Below are 23,852 nucleotides of genomic sequence, written 5' to 3'. Positions count from 1 at the left end.
GATATGCGTGAACTGGTCTTCGATTGTCCCGGACAACAGGCCGAGGCCCTGTCCGATGCGTTGCTGGAGGCCGGCGCGCTTTCGGTGTCCGTAGAGGATGCCGACCGCGATACAGAGGATGAACAGCCCCTGTTCGGCGAGCCGGGGCTGGAACCCGACAGCCATGCCTGGCAGCGCAACCTGGTCGTTGCCCTGCTGCCCGACGGCGTGGACCCGGCCCAGCTGTTCGAGCAGGCATTGAGCATTCACCAGGAAAATGGCAGCACGCTGCCGGAATCCTGCACGGACTGGCAACTGCGCGAAGTGCCCGACGCGGACTGGGTCCGACTGACTCAGGCGCAATTCGCCCCCATCCCGGTCGGTGACCGGGTCTGGATCGTGCCAAGCTGGCATACGCTGCCCGCCGAGGCCCGACCCGATGCCATTGCCATCCAGCTCGACCCTGGCCTGGCTTTCGGCACCGGCAGCCATCCCACCACGCATCTCTGCCTGCAATGGTTGGTGGCGCACCTGCAACCGGGTACCAGCGTACTCGATTACGGCTGCGGATCGGGCATCCTGGCCATCGCCGCCCGCAAACTGGGGGCCGGCACCACGCATGCCATCGATATCGACGAGCAGGCCGTACAGGCCACCGGCGACAACGCGCTCAACAACCAGGTCGAACTGATTCCAGGCCTGCCCAACGCCTTGCCGGCCGGCACCCACGATCTGGTCATCGCCAACATCCTCTCCAACCCGCTCAAGGTACTTGCCCCCATGCTGTCGGGCCGCGTCGCCCCCGGCGGTCATCTGGTGCTGTCCGGCGTGCTCGAACGCCAGGCCGAGGAAGTGGCGGCCGTCTACGCGCCCTGGATATCCCTGTCGGTCTGGCGTGCCCATGATGGCTGGGTCTGCCTGCACGGGCAACGTTCCTGAGTCGAGGCCTGAGCATGGGCCTGCAGACACGGTGTCCGGCATGTCATACCGTTTTCGGCATCACCCCCGATCTGCTGGCTCGCCGTCATGGCATGGTGCGCTGTGGGGCCTGCCTGACCGTGTTCGATGGTCGCCAGTCACTGTCCGACACAGACGACCTGCCACTACTGACCGAAACCGTATCGCCCTCTGAGCCCCCCCCATCATCACAGGCCGAAGCACCAGCGTTACCTGTCGATGAGCCAGTAGCGGCAGAAGAGGCTTCTTTTCGTGGCACACCCTCGCCCGATCCCTGGCATGAAGAAGCAGATTTTTCCACCGGAATAGACCCGGACACTCCCGTCCATGTCATCACTCCGGACCGGGAAAAAGAAAAAGACGCCCCCCGCCACTGGCTGGGCGACCCACCCGCCACAGGGACAAACGACGACGACCGCGCGAACGACACGCCAGGCTATGTGGAGCCGCCCCGCGACCCGGAGCTCGACACACCCGCTGACAGCTTCCTGCTCGATGAAACAGATCGTCGTGCCGGCCTGCCCGAGTTCCTGGATGACGACACGCAAAACCGGCAGCGCCACCATCAGGGACTCTGGACGGTGCTGTGTGTGCTGGCGCTGGCCCTTATGCTGCTGCAACTGTTCTGGCAACAGCGCGATTGGATTGCCTCATGGCACCCTGCAGTGCGCGGTGTGATCGAACGCCTGTGCGACCCACTGGGCTGCAAGGTTGGTTACCTGCGACATCCTGACCAGTTGCAGATCGTGTCCTCGTCGCTGCAAACCGCCACGCCAGCCGCTCCGGACGGCTCCCGCCAACTGACGCTGCCGGGCGAACAGCATAGGCTCGATCTGAACCTGCGGTTGCGCAACGGTCATCATTCGCCACAGCCCTGGCCGGGTATCTTCCTGAGCCTGACAGATTTTTCAGATACCATAGTGGCCCGCAAGGCGCTGTTGCCTGCCGACTATCTGCCACCTGACCGGCTGTCCCGGCCCTTTGCTGCCATGAGCAGCCTGGACCTGTCGATCCCGCTGACGCTGGACGACCTGACCGTGAGCGGCTACCGGCTCGAACTTTTCTTTCCATAGCACACTGCAGATATGACCAAGACTGTACTGATTTGTGGCTCCATGGCCTTCGATACGATCGCCATCTTCAACGGCCGTTTCAAGGATCATATCCTGCCCGACAGCATCCATGCCCTGAGTGTGTCTTTCCTCGTGCCATCAATGCGCAAGGAATTCGGTGGCTGTGCCGGCAATGTAGCCTACAACCTCAAATTGCTGGGCGGTACACCGCTGCCGGCCGCGACCATCGGCGAAGATGCCGGTGACTATCTGGAGCGTTTTCGCAACCTGGGGATCGACACCCGTCTGCTGAAGATCCAGTCGGACACATTCACTGCCCAGTGCTTCATCACCAATGACCTGGACGATAACCAGATCACGGCTTTCCACCCCGGTGCCATGGAGTTTTCCGCCCAGAACGATGTCTCGGGCAGCGGCGCACGCTGGGCCATCGTCGCGCCCGACGCAAAAGAAGGCATGTTCGCGCATGCAGAGCGCCTGCACGCCGAAGGCACGCCTTTCATTTTCGATCTGGGCCAAGCCATGCCGTTGTTCGACGGCGCGGACCTTGAACGCATGCTGACGCTGACCCAGGCCCTGACGGTCAATGACTATGAGGCCCGCGTGGTGGAACAACGCACAGGCAGGTCGCTGACAGATATTGCCAAAGGCCTGCAGGCCGTAGTGGTCACGCTCGGTGCCGATGGTTCGCGCCTGATCACGCAAGGCCAGGAATATCATATCCCGCCCGTGGCGGCCACCGAGGTCGTTGACCCGACCGGGTGCGGCGACGCCTATCGCGGTGGTCTGCTCTATGGCCTGGTCGAAGGCTGGAGCTGGCAAGACAGTTGCAAACTCGCCAATGTGATGGGAGCCATCAAAATCGCCTCGCGCGGTCCGCAGAACCACACGCCTTCACGCAGCGAAATTGCCGACACGCTTCTGGCCCAGTACGGACTGACCCTGTCCTGAGGAGATACAGCATGACATTGCCCGTTGTCGCACTGCGCCGGCTTGCCGTCCCCCTGCTGCTGGTATCCGCCCTGGCGGCCTGCAAGACCGTCGAGCAACGCGAAGCGGCAGAAGCCCGCTACCAGGTGCTGGACATCTCATTCTCGTGGAGCGATACCGCTGCCTGCGGAGACACGGCGTCGCCGCTTTTTTCGATCCGAAACGTACCGAGTGGCACGCAGAGGCTGCGTTTCACCATGGTCAACGCCATGACGCCGTCGGAAAACAGTAGCGCTGAAATCGACTATACCGGACGTTACGGACGGGTCGCCATCACGCGCGGGGCATTTGAATACACCGGTCCCTGCATTGACGAAGGAACCAAGCGCTACCAATGGACCGTGGAAGCACTGGACGCAGAAGGCAACTTCCTGGGTGGAGGCAAGCTCGTTCGCCCCTTCCCGGATCGGTAAAGGCCATGCATCTTCATATCCTCGGCATTTGCGGCACATTCATGGGTGGACTGGCGTTGCTGGCCCGCGAAGCGGGCCATCGCGTGACCGGCTGCGATGCCGGCGTCTACCCCCCCATGAGCACTCAGTTGCAGGAACAGGGCATCGAACTGATCGAAGGTTTTGCCCCCGACCAGCTGGCATTGAAGCCCGATCTCTATATCATCGGCAACGTCGTGTCGCGCGGCAATCCGCTGATGGAAGCCATCCTCGAGTCGGGTGCCCCGTATATCTCGGGCCCCCAATGGCTCGGCGAACATCTGCTGCAGGGCCGGCATGTGCTGGCAGTTGCCGGCACCCACGGCAAGACCACGACCAGTTCAATGCTGGCCTGGGTGCTGTCACAATGCGGCCTGCAGCCTGGATTCCTGATCGGCGGCATCGCACCAGGGCTGGAAGTCTCGGCCCGGCTGGGTCAGTCGCAACCTGCAGCAGGGCAGGCCCGCCCCCTGTTCGTCATCGAGGCTGACGAATACGACACAGCATTCTTCGACAAACGCTCCAAATTCGTGCATTACCGGCCTCGCACGGCCATCCTGAACAATCTGGAATTCGACCACGCCGACATCTTTGCCGATCTGGAGGCCATCGAAACCCAGTTCCACCATCTGGTACGCACCCTCCCTGCCAGTGGCCGCATTATTCATCCGGCGCACGACGCCGCATTGGAACGCGTCCTGGCGCGAGGCTGCTGGTCCGGCACACGTCTGCTCGACAGCCCTGCCGGCTGGCAGGCAGGCGAACCGGATGAGCAGGATCATTTCGATGTATTCCGTGACGGCCAGCCAGTCGGTCGCATCACCTGGTCGCAGACCGGCGCTCACAATCGCATGAATGCGCTGGCCGCACTGGCCGCCGCCGAGCATGTCGGCGTCGCGCCCGACACTGCCATCACTGCCCTGAGCAGCTTCGGTGGCGTAAAGCGCCGCATGGAGTTGCGCGGCACAGTGCGTGGCATTGCCGTATACGATGACTTTGCCCATCACCCGACGGCCATCGCCACCACGCTGGCAGGACTGCGCCATAAGGTCGGCCCGGCACGTATCCTGGCCGTCCTGGAGCCCCGCTCGAATACCATGAAGCTGGGTACCATGGCGCAACGCCTGCCTGCCGCGCTGGGAGGCGCCGACCTGGTGTTCTGCTACGGCGAAACCCAGGGCAGGCATGCACTGGGCTGGGATCCTGCTACCGTACTGGCTCCGCTGGGCTCACGCGCCACTGCTTACAGCGACATCGACGCCCTGGTACACAGCGTAGCGGCACAGGCACGCCCCGGAGACCATGTCGTGGTCATGAGCAACGGCAGTTTCGGTGGAGTGCATGAACGGCTGCTGGCCGCGCTCGACCCTGTGATTCCCGGCAGCCAGCCTTCGCATACTGCAACCGCGACCCCTTCGCCCTGATTTTTCCAAGCAATCCAGATCCGAGTTTCAATGTACGTACTTTACGAAGAAGATGGCAGTTTCAAGGGCGGGCGCATCCTGTCCGAGGCAGATTCCAGCCTGCAGGTCGAAGCCGCCAGCGGCAAGCGCAGCAAGATCAAGCGCAACAATGTCGTCATGGAATTCGCAGCGCCCGATCCCGACAGCCTGCTGACACAGGCCCAGTCTGCGGCAGAAGCGATTGATCTGGATTTTCTGTGGGAGTGTGCCCCCCAGGAAGAGTTCGACGTGGCTGCACTGGCCCAGGACTATTTCGGTCATGCACCCAGTGCTCTGGACCAAGCCACACTGCTGTTGCGCCTGCACAGCGCGCCTGCCTATTTCCATCGGCGCGGCAAGGGCCGCTACCGTCCGGCACCACCGGACATACTTCAGGCCGCACTGGCCGCGATCGAGAAAAAACGTCTGCAGGCCGAGCAGCAGCAAGCGTGGACCGATGCCATGACGACGGGCACGCTACCGCCGGAGATTGCCGAGGTCGCGCCATCGCTCCTGCTACGTCCTGACAAGAACAGCCTGCAGTGGAAGGCGCTGGATGCAGCCTGCCAGCAGACCGGCAAAACACCGGATCAGTTGCTGCTGCAGCTGGGCGCATGGCCTCACCCACTGGCACTGATGCGATTCCGCTTCCTGGCGCAACAGTTCCCCAAAGGAACCGGCTTTGCCGAAGTCACGATGCCCGAGCTGCCCGACACACTGCCCGAGGCGGATGTCGAAGCCTATTCGGTCGATGATGTCAGCACAACCGAGATCGATGACGCACTTTCGGTCTCGGTCCTGCCCGATGGCAACATCCGCGTCGGTGTCCATATCGCAGCACCGGCGCTGGCCGTGACGCGCGGCAGCACCCTCGACGAAATCGCCCGCCAGCGCATGTCCACCGTGTACATGCCTGGTCAGAAAATCCCGATGCAGCCACCTGGGCTGATCGAAGCCTTTTCCCTTGATGCGGGGCGTCCGGTACCGGCACTCTCGCTGTACGTCACAGCCAATCCGGAAACTGGCGACATCCTGGAAACAACGACCCGTCTCGAACGGATCCAGGTCCGGGAGAATCTGCGCCACAACCATCTGGATGCGGACATCACCCCGGAGCGCCTGGCGGCCGAAGACCCGACACTGCCCTACGCGCATTGGCTGCTGCCGCTCTGGAAACTGGCGCTGGCACTCTCGCGCAAACGCGATGAAATACGAGGCAAGCCAGAAGGCAATAACCGGGTCGAGTACAGTTTCGAACTCGACGGCCCCGCCGACGATCCCGATACACCGGTCAATCTGGTACCACGCCGCCGGGACGCGCCGCTGGACCGGATGGTGGCCGAATACATGATCCTGGCCAACAGCCAGTGGGGAGCACTGCTCGACCAGCACGGCGTACCCGGCATCTATCGTTCCCAGCAGATGGGACGCGTGCGCATGAGCACCCAGGCGCTCCCGCATGAAGCCATCGGCGTCAAGCAATACATCTGGTCCACATCGCCGCTGCGGCGCTATGTCGACCTGGTCAACCAGCAACAGTTGCTGGCAGCAGCCGAGCACGGCATCTCGGCACGCTTGGTCGCCCCCTACAAACCTCGCGATGCCGATCTGTATGCACTGATCAGCGCTTTCGATGGTCAATACACCGCCATCTCGGACTTCCAGCGCACCATGGAGCGTTACTGGTGCCTGCGCTGGCTGAAGCAACAAAACATCACCCGCTGTCGGGCCAGCTTCATCCGCGACAACCTGGCACGACTTGAGATCGCCCCCCTGGTGGTGGAAATCAACGGCATGCCAGAACTGGCTCGCGGCCAACAGATCGAAATCGAGATCCTGGGGCAGGACGAGATCAATCTGACACTGGACTGCCGTTACCTGGAAGCGATTCCGCAGGAATCCTGAGTGCAATTCACCCAGGTGCCAGACTTACACTAAAATCCGCAGGGTGAATGCCCTGCGCCCCGCCCCCTCGCGCCAGTCTCTGAACTGGCTACGCGCCACACCTGCCAGTAGCCGATATCTGCATATCGGTATTGGTCTCTCGTTGCTGCTGCATGGCGTGGCCCTGACCCTGCATTTCGGGTCAATGTCGCGTACGCCGCAGATGGCCCCCATGCTTGAGGTCGCTCTCGTCAACGCCAGTACTGATACCGAACCCTTGCAGGCCCAGGCGCTGGGACAGGCCGCCCTCGACGGCGGCGGTGATGGTGAACAAGGCATGGCACGCTCACCACTGCCTCGCACCGCCCCCTCGGCTGACGATATCGTGCTGGCCGCCATGCGCAAGCGCCAGGCCGAGCTGGAAGCGATGCAACAACAACTGCTGACCGTACTCGAATCCGAACAAAGCGTGGCTCAGGCTCGCCCCGAGACTTACCCCTGGCCCGAAGCCGATCGTCCAGGCCAGGATGAGCAGGATCAGGAGGCGCAGTTGCGCACAGCCCGCATTGCGGCACTCTCGGAACAGGTCCAGACCTATACTCGCCAGCCACGCACACATATCTATGCACCGGCAGTATCGCCCTGGCCTTATGCTGAATACGTGGAGCAATGGCGCAGTCGCATGGAAGACATCGGCACCCGTCATTACCCGACCGGGAACCAGGGCAGGCTCTACGGCGTCCTGCAGGCCACGGTTTTCATCCGTGCCGACGGCAGCCTGGAAGATATCCGCATCGATCAGCCGGCCCGCAATGGGGCCCTTAACCAGGCGGCGCGACGGATCGTGCAACTGGCAGCCCCCTTCCCGCCATTGCCACCCGAGCTGGCACGCGAAACCGATATACTCGCCATCACACGCACCTGGCGCTTCACCAACGATACGCTCCACATGCAGGCTACCGAATGACCGACTTTCCGACCATTGCCCGCTATGCCGTGATCGGCAATCCGATCGCGCACAGCCGTTCCCCGGACATCCATCAGTTGTTCGCTGCCCAGACGCAGCGTACGCTGGAATACGACAAAATCCTTGCCGAGCCCGATGAGTTCGGAACGGTCATGCCCGCCTTCTTTGAACAGGGCGGCCTGGGCCTAAACGTCACGGTACCTTTCAAGCAGGAGGCCTATGCTCTGAGCCAGATCCTGAGCGCACGCGCCGCTGCTGCCGGTGCAGTCAATACGCTGTGGCTCCAGAATGGCCTGCTACATGGGTGCAATACGGACGGCATTGGCCTGGTCCGTGACCTGACCCGTCTCGATGCCCAGCTCGACGGTGCCCAAGTACTGCTGGTCGGTGCAGGTGGTGCCGCACGAGGCGTGCTGCAACCGCTGCTGGAAGCCGGCTGTGCACATATCCACATCGTCAACCGTACCGAACGCCGTGCACACGAACTGCGTGAAGACTGGTTGAGTGCACTGGCCGACCACGGCCTGCCTGCCGCGCATTTCGACGAGCATGCCCTCTCGGCGGGCAACCTGCTCAGCGCCGGCACAGGCAGTTGGGATATCGTGATCAATGCCACTGCCAGCAGCCTGCAGGGGCAGGCCCCCGAGTTGCCTCCTGATATCTACCGCCCCGACAGCCTGGCCTACGACATGGTCTACGGCCCGGAAGACACACCCTTCATGCGCGTAGCCCGCATTCATGGCGCGGCACGTTGCGCCGACGGACTGGGCATGCTGATCGAACAGGCTGCCGAGAGCTTCTACCTCTGGCACGGACTGCGCCCGGATACACAGGCCACGCTTGAAACCATGCGTGCAACCTGGTCGGCCGCCCGCACCTGAGCCGGACACAGGCACCTGCCATGACAGGCATTCGGCATCCATGGCTGCACCGCATCATGTTGGCACTGATGGCGCTGGCATGCCTGTTTCTGCTGGCCCAGTTCTGGTTCTTTGCCCAGGTCATCTGGTACCAATACAAAACGCCCGCACGCACGCCCATCATGCAGGAGCAACTCGATATCCTGCGCGACAAGCGCCCCGACGCCGAACTGCAATACCGCTGGGTCGATTACGATCGGATCAGTGCATCGCTCAAGCGTGCCGTGATTGCCGCCGAAGATGCCAATTTCATGCAGCATGGCGGCATCGAGTGGGAAGCCATCCGCAAGGCCTGGGACTACAACCGCCAGCAGCGTGAAGATGGCAGTTCACGCGTTCGCGGCGGCTCGACGATCACGCAGCAACTGGCCAAGAACCTGTTTCTCTCGGGCACCCGCAGTTATCTGCGCAAGGCCCAGGAAATGATACTGGCCTATATGATCGAGCACGTCATGGACAAAGAGCGCATCCTGGAGCTGTATCTCAATGTGGCTGAATGGGGCAACGGCATCTTTGGTGCCGAGGCGGCTGCACGGCACTATTTTGGCACCAGCGCCGCACAGTTGAGCAGCGCCCAGGCAGCCCGGCTGGCAGCCATGCTGCCCAACCCGCGCTACTACGACCAGCATCGCAATACCCGCTACCTGAACGGGCGTACTGCCACGCTGCAGCAACGCATGCGCATGGTCGATATTCCTTAATCAGAACCATCATGACGTCTCCCTCTCCGCTGCCCCATCCACCCGAACTCACCACACTGCCCGAATGGCAGGCTTTCGTGAGCGCCACCGGGCAGACCCACCGTCATGCGGAAATGCTGCGCATCCTGCCTGCTGCAAGCCTGCACATCGATGTCAGCGCCCAGCCGCTCTCTCCCGCTCTCGATCAAGCGGCCAGCGACCTGCTGACCGTACGCGGTTTCGAGCAGGCCCGCGAGGCGCTGTTTGCAGGCCTGCCCGTCAATGTCACGGAGCAACGTGCGGCCTGGCACACCATGCTGCGAGCCCCTGCTCCCATCGCCGAGGTCGTGCAGGCGCGTCAGCACATGCTGGACTTCGTCCACCGTGCCGATACAGAACGGCGCTGGCGCAATATCGTGCACATCGGCATCGGCGGCAGCGACTGGGGCGTCCGGCTGGCGGTGGCGGCATTCGGCAACACTGGCGTCTGGCGACAGATCCGCTTCGTCTCCAATATCGACGGCCATGCGATCGAAGGCGGCCTGGCCGGGCTGGACCCGCACCAGACCCTGGTCGTGGTGGCATCGAAATCATTCGCCACGGCAGAAACGCTCGAGAATGCCCGACGTGCCCTGGAGTGGATGCGCGCCGCCGATGTCCCGCATCCCGAGCAGCAACTGGTCGCCATCACCGCCCAGCCGCAGCGGGCCCAGGACTTCGGCGTCCCGAGCGCGCACATCTTTCCCTTCTGGGAATGGGTCGGCGGGCGTTTCTCGCTCTGGTCCTCCGTCAGCCTGTCGGCCGCACTGACTGTGGGCACCGACGTGATCTCCGGCATGCAGGCGGGCGCAGCAGCAATGGATCAGCATTTCCTGCAGGCTCCACCAGTCAGCAATGCCCCCGTGCAGATGGCACTCGCAGGCATCGCCAACCGCAGTGTGCTGGGGTATGGATCCCTCAATCTGGCGGTCTATGATTCACGATTGTTCTATCTGGTGCCCTACCTGCAACAGCTCGAGATGGAGTCGCTGGGCAAGTCGGTCGATATCGGCGGCCAGGCCGTGCAGGTCGCCACCGGGCCCGCCGTATGGGGCATGCCGGGCACCGACGCACAGCATACGTTCTTCCAGTGGCTGCACCAGGGCAGCGATGGTGCACCGACGGACTTCATCGTCTGCCAGCATGCCGATCACCGCTGGCCCGGCCACCACCAGCAGTTGCTGGCCCATTGCCTGGCCCAGCGCGAAGCACTGCTGCGCGGCAAGTCGTACGAAGACGCACTGACCGAAGCACATACGCTGGCCCCCGATGATCCACAGCGACAGGCCTGGCTGGCGCAACACAAGACACACACAGGAGGCAGGCCCTCCAGCCTGATCGTACTGCCACGCCTGAGTCCTTATACGCTGGGCGCACTCCTGGCACTGTATGAGCATAAAATATTTGTCCAGGCGCTGATCTGGGGCATCAATCCCTTTGACCAATGGGGTGTCGAGTTCGGCAAAAACCTGGCCAGCCGCATCCTGCAAGAGTGGGCAGGTGCCACGCCTGCCGCCGAGCACGATGCCTCGACCCGGCACTGGATCGATACCCTCTCCTGATACGACAGCATGGCCTACAGATCAGGTCATGCCACGCATTGAGCATCAACCACTCACCTATCCTGGATCCATCATGCTGGAAAAACTGTTCGGCCTGCGTGACCACGGCACCAACTTCCGCACGGAAGTCACCGCCGGCATCACGACCTTCCTGACGATGTCTTACATCATCTTCGTCAATCCCGATATTCTTTCATCGACCGGCATGGACAAGGATGCCGTTTTCGTGGCGACCTGCCTGGCGGCGGCCCTGGGCTCGATCATCATGGCCCTGGTTGCGAACTGGCCCATCGGCATGGCACCGGGCATGGGCCTGAACGCCTTTTTCGCTTTCACCGTCGTAGGCGTACTGGGCTTCACCTGGCAGCAGGCGCTGGGAGCCGTGTTCATCTCCGGCCTGATCTTCATCGTGCTGACCGTAACCGGCGTACGCGCCTGGCTGCTGGCCGGCATCCCGACCTCTCTGCGCAGCGCCATCGCGGCCGGGATCGGTCTGTTCCTGGGCATCATCGCCCTGTCGAGTGCCCAGATCGTGGTCGACCATCCCGTCACCAAGGTCACGCTGGGCAACCTGCGCCACCACGAACCCTTGCTGGCCATTCTGGGCTTTTTCCTGATCGCCGCGCTGGATGCGCTGCGCGTGCGGGGTGCCATCCTGATCGGCATTCTGGTGGTCACGGTGCTCAGCATCCTGCTGGGCTACAACAGCTTCCAGGGTATTGTCGCAGCCCCTCCCAGCATCGCCCCCACTTTCATGCAACTTGATATCGTCGGGGCCTTCAATGCCGGCATCGTGCAGGTCCTGCTGGTGCTGGTGCTGGTGGAGGTCTTTGACGCCACGGGTACCCTGACCGGCGTGGCCAAGCGGGCCGGCCTGCTGGAGCCCGGCCGCAGCAACCGCCTGGGTCGCGCCCTGTTTGCCGACAGCACAGCCATTACCGTCGGCTCGCTGATGGGCACCAGCAGCACCACGGCCTATGTGGAAAGCGCCTCGGGCGTGCAGGCTGGTGGTCGAACCGGTCTGACCGCACTGGTCGTGGCCCTGCTGTTCCTGGCGGCCCTGTTCTTCGCCCCGCTCGCCAGTTCGGTGCCTGCCTATGCCACGGCCCCGGCCCTGCTGTACGTGGCAGGCCTGATGATGCGCGAACTGATCGAGATCGACTGGAATGATGTGACCGAGGCCACCCCGGCGGCCCTGACAGCCCTGGCGATGCCCTTCACCTACTCAATCGCCACGGGCCTGGCCTTTGGCTTTGTGAGCTATGTCGTGCTGAAGACTGCCACTGGCCGTTTCCGCGAAGTGCATGCTGCGGCCTGGCTGGTCGCCTTGCTGTTCGTGGCGCGCTACGCTTTCTTCGACTGACGGGATACCACAGCCCCCTGATGTTGACGCGGTATTCAACATCAGGGGAGAACAAACCGGGGGCATCACCGTGGCATCACTTACCAGCGGCTTACCAGCGCCCCGAAGCACCTCCGCCACCACTGCGGCCACCACCGCCCCGAAAGCCACCTGAAGAACGGCCGCCGCCCCGGCCCATACCGCCACGCCAGCCACCCGGTGCGCCGCCTCTGCCGGCGCTCTTGCGGATATGCTGGCGCAGGCCGGATTTGCCAATCAGTGCACTGACCAGAAATCCGGCCACGGCACCACCTGCCGCAAACAGCCAGTTGCCGGCCAGCAACCATCCGGCCAGCGCACCGATCAAACCACCTGCCCATGCCGGCAGGACCAGCAGGAACATCAGCAACGCCAACCAGGCCTCGCCCATGCCCTCGTCGGCCCCGGATTTGGCAGGCGCTGCCGGCGGTGGCAATGCCTCGCCCTCAATGAGCCGGGTCAGGCCATCGACCCCCGCCACAATGCCGGCGTCATACTGGCCCTCGGCAAAGCGTGGCACGATCTGCTCCCGGATGATGCGGCCACTCTGGGCGTCCGTGACCGCGCCCTCCAGCCCGTAGCCAACCTCGATACGCACAGCGCGGTCGTCCTTGGCCACCAGCAGCAGGATGCCATCGTCCACATCCTTGCGCCCGATTTGCCACTGTTCGAACAGGCGCACGGCATACTGCTCGATCGTGTCACTGCCCGTGGTCGGCACCAGCACCACCACCAATTGCGCCCCCTTGCGCTGTTCGAGACCGACCAGCGAGGCATCAAGCTGCTGGCGTTGCGCGAGCGTCAGGGTATCCGTCAGGTCTGTCACCCGGCCCTGCAAATCAGGCAACGGAACTTCCGCCGCCTGCACCGGCAACAGGCTGGCCAGTATCCAGCAGGCCAGTGCCAGATATCGCAACACATGACGATGCAACAATCTTGCACCGCCTATGCAGCACGTAGCAGCGACCACCATTACTGCGCCCCGGCCGTGCCCTGCGCAGGCGCACCGAAGTCAACGCTGGGGGCCTGCGAAATGGCCGCCTCGTTCTCGACACTGAAGTTGGCCTTGGGCGCATACCCCAGCACTTTGGCAGTCAGCACTTCGGGGAAGCTGCGCACCAGCACGTTGTAGTCCTGTACCGCCTTGACATAGCGTTCGCGTGCCACGGCAATGCGGTTCTCGGTGCCCTCAAGCTGCGTCATCAGATCCCGGAACAGGCCATCAGCCTTGAGCTGCGGGTAGTTTTCGCTCACGACCAGCAGGCGCGACAGGGCCGAAGACAGTTCGCCCTGGGCCTGCTGGAAACGCTGCATCTGTTGGGGGTCGTCGAGCTGATCAGCCGTGATGTTGATCGAACCGACCCGCGCACGTGCATCGGTCACTTGCGTCAAGACCTGCTGTTCATGGCTGGCGTACCCCTTGACGGTGCTGACCAGGTTGGGCACCAGGTCGGCACGCCGCTGATACTGGTTGAGCACATTGGACCAGGCAGCCTTGACCTGTTCGTCTGCGGACTGAATGGCGTTGTAGCCGCAGCCCGACAGCAACGAGGCAAACAGCAAGGCACCAAGAAGGGACAAGTAGCGTTTCATCGATGGTTTTCCAAAGAAGTCGAGAAATGAGGACAAACAGAGCTCCTGACATTAAAGCAGTTTCCATGGTCACGGGCCAAGACAGGAAGTGTCAGGCACTTGCCGACACGTGAGGCCGGCAACCTTAAATCATATTCAATTCATTGATCCGAAAGGAGTTTGCATGACTTTCAGGATGGAAGACCATGGTGATTTCATGTATGGTGGGCACAAGACTGTGCACTTTTGGCAAGGATTTCATCCCCTATCCTCTTGAAAAAACCTATAGCCTCAAACAATCAAAATCATCACATATATAAATTTGATCAATCAACAAAGATCAATTAATCTTCTCTATGAATAGCGAGTAACCATCACACAACCCTATTGAAGGAGTGTTGCCATGCAGAACAAAGACACGTTGACCGCCGCCAACGGCCATCCGATTGCCGACAACCAGAACACCCAGACAGCCGGCCCTCGCGGCCCGGCCCTCATGCAGGACTTCTGGCTGCTCGAAAAGCTGGCACACTTCGACCGCGAACGCATCCCCGAGCGCGTGGTCCATGCCAAGGGCTCCGGTGCCTACGGTACCTTTACCGTGACCAAGGATATCTCCTGTTATAGCAAGGCCGCCATCTTTGCCGAAATCGGCAAGGAAACCCCGGTGTTCTTGCGCTTCTCGACCGTCGCCGGCGAACGCGGGGCAGCAGATGCCGAGCGCGATGTGCGTGGTTTCGCGCTCAAGTTCTATACCGACGAAGGCAACTGGGACGTAGTCGGCAACAATACGCCGGTCTTCTTCATCCGTGACCCGCTGAAATTTCCGGACTTCATCCATACCCAGAAACGCGACCCCCAGACCAACCTGCGCAACAACACGGCTGCCTGGGATTTCTGGGTACGCCATCCCGAGTCGCTGCATCAAGTCACTATCCTGATGTCCGACCGCGGCCTGCCGCTCAATTACCGCCAGATGCACGGTTTTGGCAGCCATACCTACAGCTTCCTCAATGCTGCCGGCGAACGCTTCTGGGTCAAATTCCATTTCAAGAGCCAGCAGGGCATTGCTACCCTGACCGATCAGGAAGCCGCCAAGATCGTCTCCGGCGACCGCGAATCGGCGCAGCGCGATCTTTTCTACCAGATCGAGGCCAGCAACTTCCCGCGCTGGCGCGTCTGCGTGCAGGTCATGCCCGAAAAGGACGCGGCCGACTATGCCATCAATCCGTTCGACCTGACCAAGGTCTGGCCCCATGCCGACTACCCGCTCATCGAAGTCGGCATGCTCGAGCTGAACCGCAATCCCGAGAACTACTTTGCCGAAGTGGAGCAGGCCGCCTTCACGCCCGCCAACGTCGTGCCTGGCATCAGTTTTTCGCCTGACAGGATGCTGCAGGGCCGGATTTTCTCGTATGGCGACACCCAGCGTTATCGCCTGGGGATCAACCACCATCAGATTCCGGTCAATGCCCCTCGCTGCCCGTTCGCCAGCTTCCATCGCGACGGTGCCATGCGCACCGATGGCAACCTGGGCGGCAAGGTCAACTACCAGCCCAACCGGTTCGGTGCCTTTGCCGAGGATCCCTCTGTCGCAGAGCCGTCGCTGGCGCTCGACGGTGCCGCCATGCGCTACGATCACCGCGAGGACAGCGATTACTACAGCCAGCCACGCGCCCTGTTCCGCCTGATGTCGGACGAGCAGCAGCAACAGCTGTTCGGCAATATCGCCCGCCATATCGGCGGCGTGCCCCAGGAGATCATCGACCAGGCTCTCGCACACTTCGAGCAGATTGATCCGGCCTACGCTGCAGGCGTGCGCCAGGCGCTCAAGACAGCGTAAACTCGACTCCTGACCACAGGCGGGGCACCCGGCCGCAACTGCCGGGTGCCCCTTTTCATGACGGCCATCCCATACCACAGGAGTCCCTCTTGCTACGCATCATCTCGCTCAATCTCAATGGCATCCGCTCCGCTTTCCGCAAGGGTCTGCAACCCTGGCTGGCACAGCAACAGGCCGACATCGTCTGCCTGCAGGAGCTCAAGGCACAGGATGCCGACCTGACCGATGACATGCGTACCCCGCTGGACTACACCGGCCATTTCTTTTCGGCCGAGAAAAAAGGCTACAGCGGCGTGGGCCTCTATCTGCGCCGGCCTGCCGAACGGGTGCTCGATGGCATGGGCTGCGAAGAGTTCGACACCGAAGGGCGGATCATCCGCGCCGACTGGCCGGGACTGTCGGTGATCAGTGCCTATCTGCCCTCCGGCTCCAGCGGCGACGAACGGCAGCAGGCCAAGTACCGCTTCCTGGATCATTTCGGCCCCTGGCTGGATGCGCTGGCTACCGAGCATCGCGACACCGGACGCGAGTTCGTGATCTGCGGTGACTGGAATATCGCCCATCATGAAATCGACCTCAAGAACTGGCGTGGCAACCGCAAGAACTCAGGATTCCTGCCCGAAGAGCGCGCCTGGCTGAGCACCGTCTTCGACCAGCGAGGCTTCGTGGACGTCTACCGCAGCCTGCATCCCGAGGCGACCGACGCCGCCTATACCTGGTGGAGCAACCGCGGCCAGGCCTGGGCAAACAATGTCGGCTGGCGCATCGACTACCAGATCGCCACGCCAGGCATCGCTGCCCTGGCGCGGCACTGCGCCATCTACAAGGATGAGCGGTTTTCCGACCATGCACCATTGATCATTGATTACGATTGGCACGGTTTCAGCGCCTGAAAATAGGGACGGAGAGGAAGCGTCGCACGACTATTCCAGTCATTCACTCCCTTGCGTCCCCATTAACAAACCCAACATCTACAGGGATTTCAATATGTCCCCAAATTTATATTGAACGGTCATCCAGATCACGACAGGCATTTTGCTCGTAGAATTTTTGCACCAATGATGTGCCGCACCATCAAGGTGCCGCACCGCACAGGTGCAAATCACGCAATCGCTGTCAGATACTGGAGAAGATTTTGAACGAGCAGACGCTGGACGGATTCCTGCAATATGTTGCCGCGCGGGACCCCCATCAACCGGAATTCCTGCAGGCCGTACGCGAGGTCGTCGGCAGCCTGTGGCCGTTCATCCAGGCCAATCCGCGTTATGCCCGCCATGCGCTGCTCGAAAGACTGGTAGAACCCGAACGCGTCATCCAGTTCCGCGTCTCCTGGGTTGATGACAAGGGCCAGGCCCGCGTCAATCGCGCCTTCCGCATCCAGCACAGCTCGGCCATCGGTCCCTTCAAGGGCGGCATGCGCTTTCACCCTTCGGTCAACCTGTCCATCCTCAAGTTCCTCGCTTTCGAGCAGACTTTCAAGAATGCCCTGACCACGTTGCCGATGGGCGGCGGCAAGGGCGGTTCCGACTTCGATCCCAAGGGCAAGTCGGATGCCGAAGTCATGCGCTTTTGCCAGGCACTCGCCACTGAACTGTTCCGCCACCTCGGCCCGGATACCGATGTACCTGCGGGCGATATCGGCGTCGGCGGCCGTGAGGTCGGCTTCATGGCCGGCATGTACAAGAAACTTTCCAATTCCGCTGCCAGCGTATTCACCGGCAAGGACCCGGCCTTCGGTGGCAGTCTCATCCGCCCCGAAGCCACCGGCTACGGCACGGTCTATTTCGTGCGCGAAATGCTGGCACGCAACGGCCAGAGCCTTGAAGGCAAGCGCGTCTCCGTTTCCGGTTCGGGCAACGTCGCTCAATACGCCATCGAAAAAGCGCTGGAACTGGGTGCAATCGTCGTGACCGCATCCGACTCGGCCGGTACCGTCGTCGACGAAGCCGGTTTCACCCCCGAAAAGCTGGCAGCCCTGATGCACGTGAAAAACGAGACGCGAGGCCGCATCGAAGACTATGCACGCGAACATGGCTTGCGCTACGAAGCGGGCAAGCGGCCCTGGCATGTCCCGGTCGATATCGCACTGCCCTGCGCAACCCAGAACGAGCTGGATCTCGACGACGCGCGCACCCTGATCGCCAACGGTGTCCAGTGCGTGGCCGAAGGTGCCAATATGCCCTCCACCCTGGAAGCGGCCGAAGCCTTCATCCACGCCGGCGTGCTGTACGCTCCCGGAAAAGCCAGCAATGCCGGCGGCGTGGCCGTATCCGGCCTTGAAATGAGCCAGAACGCCATCCGCCTGTCCTGGGCACGCGATGAAGTCGACCAGCGCCTGCGCGGCATCATGCACAGCATCCATGAGTCATGCCTGCGCTACGGCAGCCAACCCGATGGCACGGTCAACTATCTCAACGGTGCCAATATCGCCGGCTTCGTGAAGGTTGCGGATTCCATGCTGGCCCAGGGTATCGTGTAATCTTTCTCGGGCATAAATCCCCACTCGGAGTCAGGATAATGTAAGCTTGCGGACAGCCCAATCCACTCAAAGCCCCCGTTTTGAGGAGCAAGCCGTTTGAAAGCAGCAGTATCCGACTCCAGCACACCCCCATCTGACTGGCATCATCTAGACCCCGACACCGTCTGCTCCTTGCTGGACAGCGCCCCCCTGGGGCTGTCACAAAAAGAAGCGGCACAGCGCCTGCAGCGCTTCGGCCCGAACACGCTGCCCGCAACAAGCAGGCGACCTGCCTGGCGCAGGCTGCTGGCTCAGTTCCAGAACAGCATCATCTACCTGATGCTGGCCGCTGCGCTGGTCACGGCGTTCCTTCAACACTGGATCGATACCGGCGTGATCCTGGCCGTGCTGGTCGTCAACGCCATCGTCGGTTTCCTGCAGGAAGGACGGGCCGAGCAGGCACTCCATGCTCTGCGCGACATGCTCGCCCCGCATGCCCAGGTTCTGCGGGCAGGCTCCATACTGACCGTACCCGCAGCCGATCTGGTGCCCGGCGACATCGTCCTGCTCGAGGCCGGCGACCGCGTGCCTGCCGACATGCGTCTGCTGCAGGCACGCCACCTGCTCATCGACGAATCCATCCTGACCGGCGAATCCCTCGCCAGCGAAAAGAACACGGCCGCAGCCCCCCTCGACTGTCTGCCCGGCGATCGTACCTGCATGGCGCATTCCGGTTCGCTGGTGCTGGCAGGCCAGGCCCGCGGCATGGTCACTGCCACGGGACAGGCCACCGAAATCGGCCGCATCAACAGCCTGCTGGCCTCGGTCGACATGCTGCAGACGCCACTGTTGAGACAGGTGAATCGCTTCAGCCAGCGGTTTACCGGACTGGTGCTGGGTGGCGGGCTGGTCCTGATGCTGTTTGCCGTGTTCGTGCGCGAATATGCCTGGTCCGATGCCCTGCTGGCCGTGGTCAGCCTGGCAGCATCGATCGTGCCCGAAGGCCTGCCTGCGGTGATGACCATTACGCTGGCAATCGGCGTACGGCGCATGGCCACGCGCAACGCCATCGTCCGCAACCTGCCGGCTGTCGAGATCCTCGGTGCCACGTCCATCATTTGCTCCGACAAGACCGGCACCCTGACCTGCAACGAAATGACCGTGCGCCGCCTGCAGATGTGCGACCGGCTCTATCATGTAGAGGGCAGTGGCTACGCACCGACGGGCCAATTGCGCGAAGACTGCTGTGGCCAGCCAGGAACTGCCATGGCCCACACCAGCGAAGCGTCAGGCGGCTGGCCGGCCGGCATGCGACACCTGCTGCACGCCGCCACCCTCTGCAACACGGCTCGCCTGCGTTGCCGGCAAGGAGAATGGCAGGTCGAGGGCGACCCCATGGAAGGTGCCCTGCTGGCAGCCTCCCTGAAGGCCGGTATCGATCCGGACACGCTGCGCAATGCCTGGCCCGAACAGGACCAGATTCCCTTCAATCCGGAAAAGCGCATAATGGCATCCTTGCACATCATGCGCCCCGACCTGGCACCACACTGGCACCTGCCGGACGGCCAACGCTTCGTCTACGTCAAGGGAGCCCCGGAGCAACTGCTGCAATGCTGCGTGCAACAGATGGCCCATGATGGCACGCTGGCCCCACTGGACACCGATGCCTGGCTGGCAGCCATCACGGCTGCCGCCGACCAGGGAGAGCGCGTGCTCGGCTTTGCAGTACGGGCCGCCAATCCTGCCAAAGATCATTTCACCAGCGAACATCCGGGCGACACCCTGACCTTTCTCGGCCTGGCCAGCCTGATCGACCCGCCGCGCCCCGAGGCAATACGTGCCATCGCCGAATGCACCACTGCGGGCATCCGCGTCAAGATGATTACCGGCGACCACGCCCTCACGGCTGCCGCCATCGCACGCCAGCTTGGGCTGGGAGCACAGCCCACCGTGCTGACGGGAGCCGACCTCGACGGCATCGCCGACGCCGAACTGCCCGCACGCGCCATGGCCACGACGGTTTTTGCGCGCACCAGCCCCGAACACAAGCTGCGTATCGTCCGGGCCTTGCAGTCGCAGGGTGCCGTGGTCGCCATGACCGGCGACGGCGTCAATGATGCGCCCGCACTCAAGCAGGCCGACGTCGGTGTCGCCATGGGCAACAAAGGCACGGAGGCCGCCAAGGAGGCTTCTCGCATCGTGCTGGCGGACGACAATTTTGCCTCGATCGCTGCCGCCGTCCATGAAGGACGTACGGTCTACGACAATATCCGCAAGGTGATTGCCTGGACACTGCCCACCAACGGCGGCGAGGTCCTGTTCCTGATCCTGGCATTGCTGCTTGGCTACACCCTGCCCATGACCCCGGCGCAGATCCTGTGGATCAACCTCGCCACCACGGCAACGCTCGGCCTGGTGCTGGCCTTCGAGCCTTCGGCCCCCGACGTCATGCGACGCCCGCCGCGCCCGGCCAATGCGCCGCTGCTGTCACGGCCGCTGATCTGGCGCATCATCCTGGTCTCTGTCTTTTTCCTGATGGGTGGCCTGGCCATGACCGCCTATGCCGACCATCACGGCTATACCACCGAACACTGGCGCACACTGGTCGTCAACGTGATCGTCGGCATGGAAATCGCCTACCTGTTTTCGGTACGTGGCCTGCATCAACCGCATCTCGACTGGCGACAACTGCTCGGCACCCGGGCCACGCTGGCCGCGCTGCTGGCCATCACGCTGCTGCAGGCCGCGTTCACCTACCTGCCCTGGATGAACACCGCATTCCAGACCGTGCCGCTGTCGCTTGCCGACTGGTTCGCGATTATGATGGTTGCACTCGTCCTGTTCCTGATCCTGGAGGCGGAGAAAAAAATCGCCTCACGCTTTGCTTCCTGAATCCATACGGAGAACTTCAATGTCGTCCACGTCCACACAGGCCATTCCCTCCATTCTCCTGGCAACCGACCTGAGCGCCCGTTGCGACCGCGCCCTGGATCGCGCCGTGCAACTGGCCGGACAGCGGGGTGCCCGTCTGGTCGTCCTGCACGTCCAGGAACCCAGCGCCCTGGCACAACTGACCATTCCCTCATGGCGGCGCGTCAACGCCAATCACCAGGAGGTCGCCACCCGCCGACTTCGCAAGGATCTGGCCGGCACGAAAATCGACCTGGAAGTCGTCGTCAAGGCCGGCAAGGCCGTCGAATCCATCATCGAAACGGCACAGAGCCACGGCTGCGGCCTGATCGTCACCGGGATTGCCCGCGATGAAACCCTGGGCCGGCTGATTCTGGGCACCACAGTGGAAAAACTGGTTCGCACCGCCACCATCCCCGTGCTGGTCGTGCGCAACAAGCCACATGGAGCCTACCGCAATGCACTGCTGGCCACGGATTTCTCCGATGGCTCACGCCACGCACTGTCTGCAGCACGTCCCTGGCTGCCCGGCGTCGATATCACACTGTTCCATGCCTTCAATGCGCCCGCCAGCAGCACCGGCGAAACGCATGCGCAACAGGTCGAAGGCTTTCGCAAGGCAGCGCAGGAGCAGGCCCAGGCCTTCGTCGCCAGCCTGCCCGGCACCGAGGCCGGCAACAAGGTAGAAGTTGAATATGGCCAGCCGGAAACACTGCTGTCGGCCCGCGCATTCGATGATGATGATACCGAGCTGGTCATTGCCGGCACGCACGGCCTGACCGGCATTCTGCGCACGTCGATCGGCAGCGTGGCCGACAGCCTGCTCGAGTCGTTGCCCTGCGACGTACTGGTGGTACGTCAGCCAGCTGCAGCGGCCTGATCAATCCTGTCGATATCCTGGCGCCGCCGGTACAGCAGCGCCAGGCCCGGCACGGAGATCAGCACGGTCGCCAGGAAAAATCCCGGCCAGCCCCACCATCCTACAAGCACCGGCGTCAGAGGGCCCGCCAGATAGGTACGGCCCACCGCCGACAGCGCCGACAACAGCGCAAACTGCGTGGCTGCGAAGCGGGCATCACACAGCCCCAGGCACAACGCCACGAACGCCGCTGTTCCCAGCCCACCGCACAGGTTCTCGAAACCCACCGCCGCGCCCATGATCCAGATATTCTTGGGTGCCACGGCCACGACCCAATAACCCAGATTGGACAGGGCCTGCAGAATACCGAACAGCATCAGCGCGCGATACAGCCGCAGGCGCGCCATCAGCGCCCCTCCCGCCAAGGCACCCACGATGGTGGCTGCCAGGCCCAGGACCTTGTTGACCATGCCCACTTCCGCCGGACCATAGCCGCCACCACGAATCAGGAAGGTGGTCGACAGTGCGCCGGCAAAGGCGTCACCCAGCTTGTAGAGCACGATCAGCAATAGCAATGCCCAGGCCTCGCGGCGGCTGAAGAACTCGCGAAACGGTTCAATCACCGCCGCCCGCAGCGTCCGGGGCGCGGACTCGACCCGCTCCGGCTCGGGTGCCACCAGCGCCGCCAGGGCACCAATCAGCATCAGTCCGCCCATCAGGAAATAGGTGTTGTTCCAGCCCAGCCAGCGATCCGCCAGCACCAGCGCAAGCCCGCCCGAGGCCAGCATGCCGAGCCGATAGCCCATCACGGACAGGGCCGCACCCGCTCCTCGCTCTTCTTTCTTGAGAATATCGACGCGATAGGCATCGTAGGCAATGTCCTGGGTCGCCGATACGAAGACAACCACCGTGGCCAGCAAGGCCAGGGGCCACAGCGACGAGGCCGGCGACAGCATGCCCATCAGCATCAGACCGGCGATCAGCAGCAACTGGCTCATGAAAATCCAGCCACGCCGCCGCCCCAGCCAGGGCAGGCGATAGCGGTCCAGTAGAGGTGCCCACAGGAACTTGAGGGTATAGGCCGAGCCGATCAGGGTCAGGAAACCGATTTCCTGCAGGGAAACATTTTCGACCGTGGCCCACGCCTGCAACGTACCGCCAGTCAGGGCCAGCGGCAGCCCGCTGGCAAAGCCCAGCGGCAGGAGCGGCCAGACATTGCGGCGAAAATAGATCACGCGCCGTCCGCCGTCTTGAAGGGAGACATGAAGCGGTACACGGCCAGGGTACTGCGCCACTGCGGCAACAGGCGGGTTTCATGCCGCCCGTTGAAGGTTGCCCGCTCCAGGATGGTAAAGCCCAGCGTACGTGCCAGATCCTCGAAATCGCGCAGCGTGCACAGGTGAATGTTGGGCGTGTCATACCATTGGTAGGGCATCTGCCCCGTCACCGGCATGCGCCCCCTGAAGATCGACCAAACGTGCGGCCAGTAGCCGAAGTTCGGGAACGAAACGATACCGTAGCGCGCGACCCGGCCCATTTCGCGCAGGATGTGCTCGGTATGATGCATCGACTGCAGCGTCTGCGACAGCACGACCGTGTCGAACTGCTGGTCATCGAACAGGGCCAGTCCCTGCTCCAGATTCTGCTGCAGCACACGCACACCACGCCGGACACAGGCAATCATGCAACCATCATTGATCTCGATACCTGTGCCCTGCACCCGCCGCACATCACGCAGATAGGCCAGCAGAGCACCATCACCACACCCCAGGTCGAGCACCTTGCTGCCCGGTTCGATCCAGCCCGCGATCCGCGACAGATCGGCACGCAACAGCGGAACGCGCTGGATGGTGTCCGGCCCCTGACCTTCGGCCACGCTGGATGCCAACGGGGTCCTGTCCGGGG

At 62.6% G+C, this 23,852-nt stretch carries 20 protein-coding genes; 16 read left to right on the top strand and 4 right to left on the bottom strand.

All coding sequences use genetic code 11. The annotated features are described in order from the left end of the window. The first annotated feature begins 3 nt into the window (after positions 1–3). From prmA to DD235_RS12910, 11 genes are all read left to right on the top strand, one after another. A complete protein-coding gene (prmA, locus tag DD235_RS12960; RefSeq protein WP_109062510.1) occupies positions 4–918 on the top strand; it encodes a 50S ribosomal protein L11 methyltransferase in 915 nt (304 codons plus the stop codon). Positions 919–932: 14 nt separating this feature from the next. After that, positions 933–2,009 carry a zinc-ribbon and DUF3426 domain-containing protein gene (locus DD235_RS12955; RefSeq protein WP_109062509.1) on the top strand — a complete coding sequence of 359 codons (1,077 nt, stop codon included), beginning with the start codon at positions 933–935 and terminating at the stop codon, positions 2,007–2,009. Between the two features lie 12 nt (positions 2,010–2,021). Then, positions 2,022–2,960, top strand: coding sequence for a carbohydrate kinase family protein (locus DD235_RS12950; protein WP_109062508.1), 939 nt, complete (start codon positions 2,022–2,024; stop codon positions 2,958–2,960). Positions 2,961–2,971: 11 nt separating this feature from the next. Next, positions 2,972–3,412, top strand: a complete 441-nt coding sequence (locus DD235_RS12945) for a YbhB/YbcL family Raf kinase inhibitor-like protein (RefSeq protein ID WP_109062507.1) — start codon at positions 2,972–2,974, stop codon at positions 3,410–3,412. 5 nt (positions 3,413–3,417) lie between these two features. Then, positions 3,418–4,854 (top strand): UDP-N-acetylmuramate:L-alanyl-gamma-D-glutamyl-meso-diaminopimelate ligase, encoded by a 1,437-nt coding sequence (gene mpl / locus DD235_RS12940; protein ID WP_109062506.1) that lies wholly within the window; start codon positions 3,418–3,420, stop codon positions 4,852–4,854. A 30-nt stretch (positions 4,855–4,884) separates the two neighbouring features. Next, positions 4,885–6,777, top strand: a complete 1,893-nt coding sequence (locus DD235_RS12935) for a ribonuclease catalytic domain-containing protein (protein ID WP_109062505.1) — start codon at positions 4,885–4,887, stop codon at positions 6,775–6,777. Positions 6,778–6,820: 43 nt separating this feature from the next. Then, a complete protein-coding gene (locus DD235_RS12930; RefSeq protein WP_109062504.1) occupies positions 6,821–7,723 on the top strand; it encodes an energy transducer TonB in 903 nt (300 codons plus the stop codon). After that, positions 7,720–8,604 (top strand): shikimate dehydrogenase, encoded by an 885-nt coding sequence (gene aroE, locus DD235_RS12925; protein ID WP_109062503.1) that lies wholly within the window; start codon positions 7,720–7,722, stop codon positions 8,602–8,604. Before DD235_RS12930 ends, aroE begins: the two co-directional genes overlap by 4 nt. A gap of 20 nt (positions 8,605–8,624) precedes the next feature. Beyond that, on the top strand, positions 8,625–9,344 hold the full coding sequence (gene mtgA, locus DD235_RS12920; protein WP_109062502.1) for a monofunctional biosynthetic peptidoglycan transglycosylase: 720 nt from the start codon (positions 8,625–8,627) through the stop codon (positions 9,342–9,344). An 11-nt stretch (positions 9,345–9,355) separates the two neighbouring features. Then, entirely contained in the window at positions 9,356–10,924 is a 1,569-nt protein-coding gene (gene pgi / locus DD235_RS12915; RefSeq protein ID WP_109062501.1) for a glucose-6-phosphate isomerase, read from the top strand. Between the two features lie 73 nt (positions 10,925–10,997). Next, a complete protein-coding gene (locus DD235_RS12910; RefSeq protein ID WP_109062500.1) occupies positions 10,998–12,287 on the top strand; it encodes an NCS2 family permease in 1,290 nt (429 codons plus the stop codon). A gap of 91 nt (positions 12,288–12,378) precedes the next feature. Here the strand turns inward: DD235_RS12910 and DD235_RS12905 are convergent, their stop codons facing one another. Together DD235_RS12905 and DD235_RS12900 are read right to left on the bottom strand one after the other, a co-directional pair. Beyond that, the gene (locus DD235_RS12905; protein WP_109062499.1) at positions 12,379–13,278 is read right to left on the bottom strand and encodes a TPM domain-containing protein; all 900 of its coding nucleotides are present in this window, start codon (positions 13,276–13,278) and stop codon (positions 12,379–12,381) included. Further along, positions 13,278–13,898, bottom strand: a complete 621-nt coding sequence (locus DD235_RS12900) for a LemA family protein (RefSeq protein ID WP_109062498.1) — start codon at positions 13,896–13,898, stop codon at positions 13,278–13,280. Before DD235_RS12900 ends, DD235_RS12905 begins: the two co-directional genes overlap by 1 nt. 382 nt (positions 13,899–14,280) lie before the next feature. Here DD235_RS12900 and DD235_RS12895 point away from each other — a divergent pair, with 382 nt between their 5' ends. From DD235_RS12895 to DD235_RS12875, 5 genes are all read left to right on the top strand, one after another. Continuing rightward, on the top strand, positions 14,281–15,720 hold the full coding sequence (locus DD235_RS12895; RefSeq protein ID WP_109062497.1) for a catalase: 1,440 nt from the start codon (positions 14,281–14,283) through the stop codon (positions 15,718–15,720). 89 nt (positions 15,721–15,809) lie between these two features. After that, positions 15,810–16,613 carry an exodeoxyribonuclease III gene (locus tag DD235_RS12890; RefSeq protein ID WP_109062496.1) on the top strand — a complete coding sequence of 268 codons (804 nt, stop codon included), beginning with the start codon at positions 15,810–15,812 and terminating at the stop codon, positions 16,611–16,613. A 242-nt stretch (positions 16,614–16,855) separates the two neighbouring features. Continuing rightward, complete coding sequence (gene gdhA, locus DD235_RS12885) at positions 16,856–18,199, top strand: NADP-specific glutamate dehydrogenase (RefSeq protein WP_109062495.1); 1,344 nt, start codon at positions 16,856–16,858, stop codon at positions 18,197–18,199. Between the two features lie 96 nt (positions 18,200–18,295). Next, a complete protein-coding gene (locus tag DD235_RS12880) occupies positions 18,296–21,070 on the top strand; it encodes an HAD-IC family P-type ATPase (protein ID WP_109062494.1) in 2,775 nt (924 codons plus the stop codon). A 19-nt stretch (positions 21,071–21,089) separates the two neighbouring features. Beyond that, the gene (locus DD235_RS12875; protein WP_109062493.1) at positions 21,090–21,968 is read left to right on the top strand and encodes a universal stress protein; all 879 of its coding nucleotides are present in this window, start codon (positions 21,090–21,092) and stop codon (positions 21,966–21,968) included. On the opposite strand, the gene DD235_RS12870 is transcribed toward DD235_RS12875, so the two are convergent. Together DD235_RS12870 and metW are read right to left on the bottom strand one after the other, a co-directional pair. Next, positions 21,947–23,182, bottom strand: coding sequence for a muropeptide transporter (locus tag DD235_RS12870; protein ID WP_162300494.1), 1,236 nt, complete (start codon positions 23,180–23,182; stop codon positions 21,947–21,949). The two genes, DD235_RS12875 and DD235_RS12870, sit on opposite strands and share 22 nt — an antisense overlap. Further along, positions 23,179–23,796 (bottom strand): methionine biosynthesis protein MetW, encoded by a 618-nt coding sequence (gene metW / locus DD235_RS12865; protein WP_239990147.1) that lies wholly within the window; start codon positions 23,794–23,796, stop codon positions 23,179–23,181. Before metW ends, DD235_RS12870 begins: the two co-directional genes overlap by 4 nt. Positions 23,797–23,852: the final 56 nt, after the last annotated feature.

The organism is Corticimicrobacter populi (assembly GCF_003123725.1).
In the GTDB taxonomy this organism is placed as follows: Bacteria; Pseudomonadota; Gammaproteobacteria; order Burkholderiales; family Burkholderiaceae_B; genus Corticimicrobacter; species Corticimicrobacter populi.
Note: the sequence above shows the minus strand (reverse complement) of the source record. Positions and strands in the feature narration are given on the sequence as shown.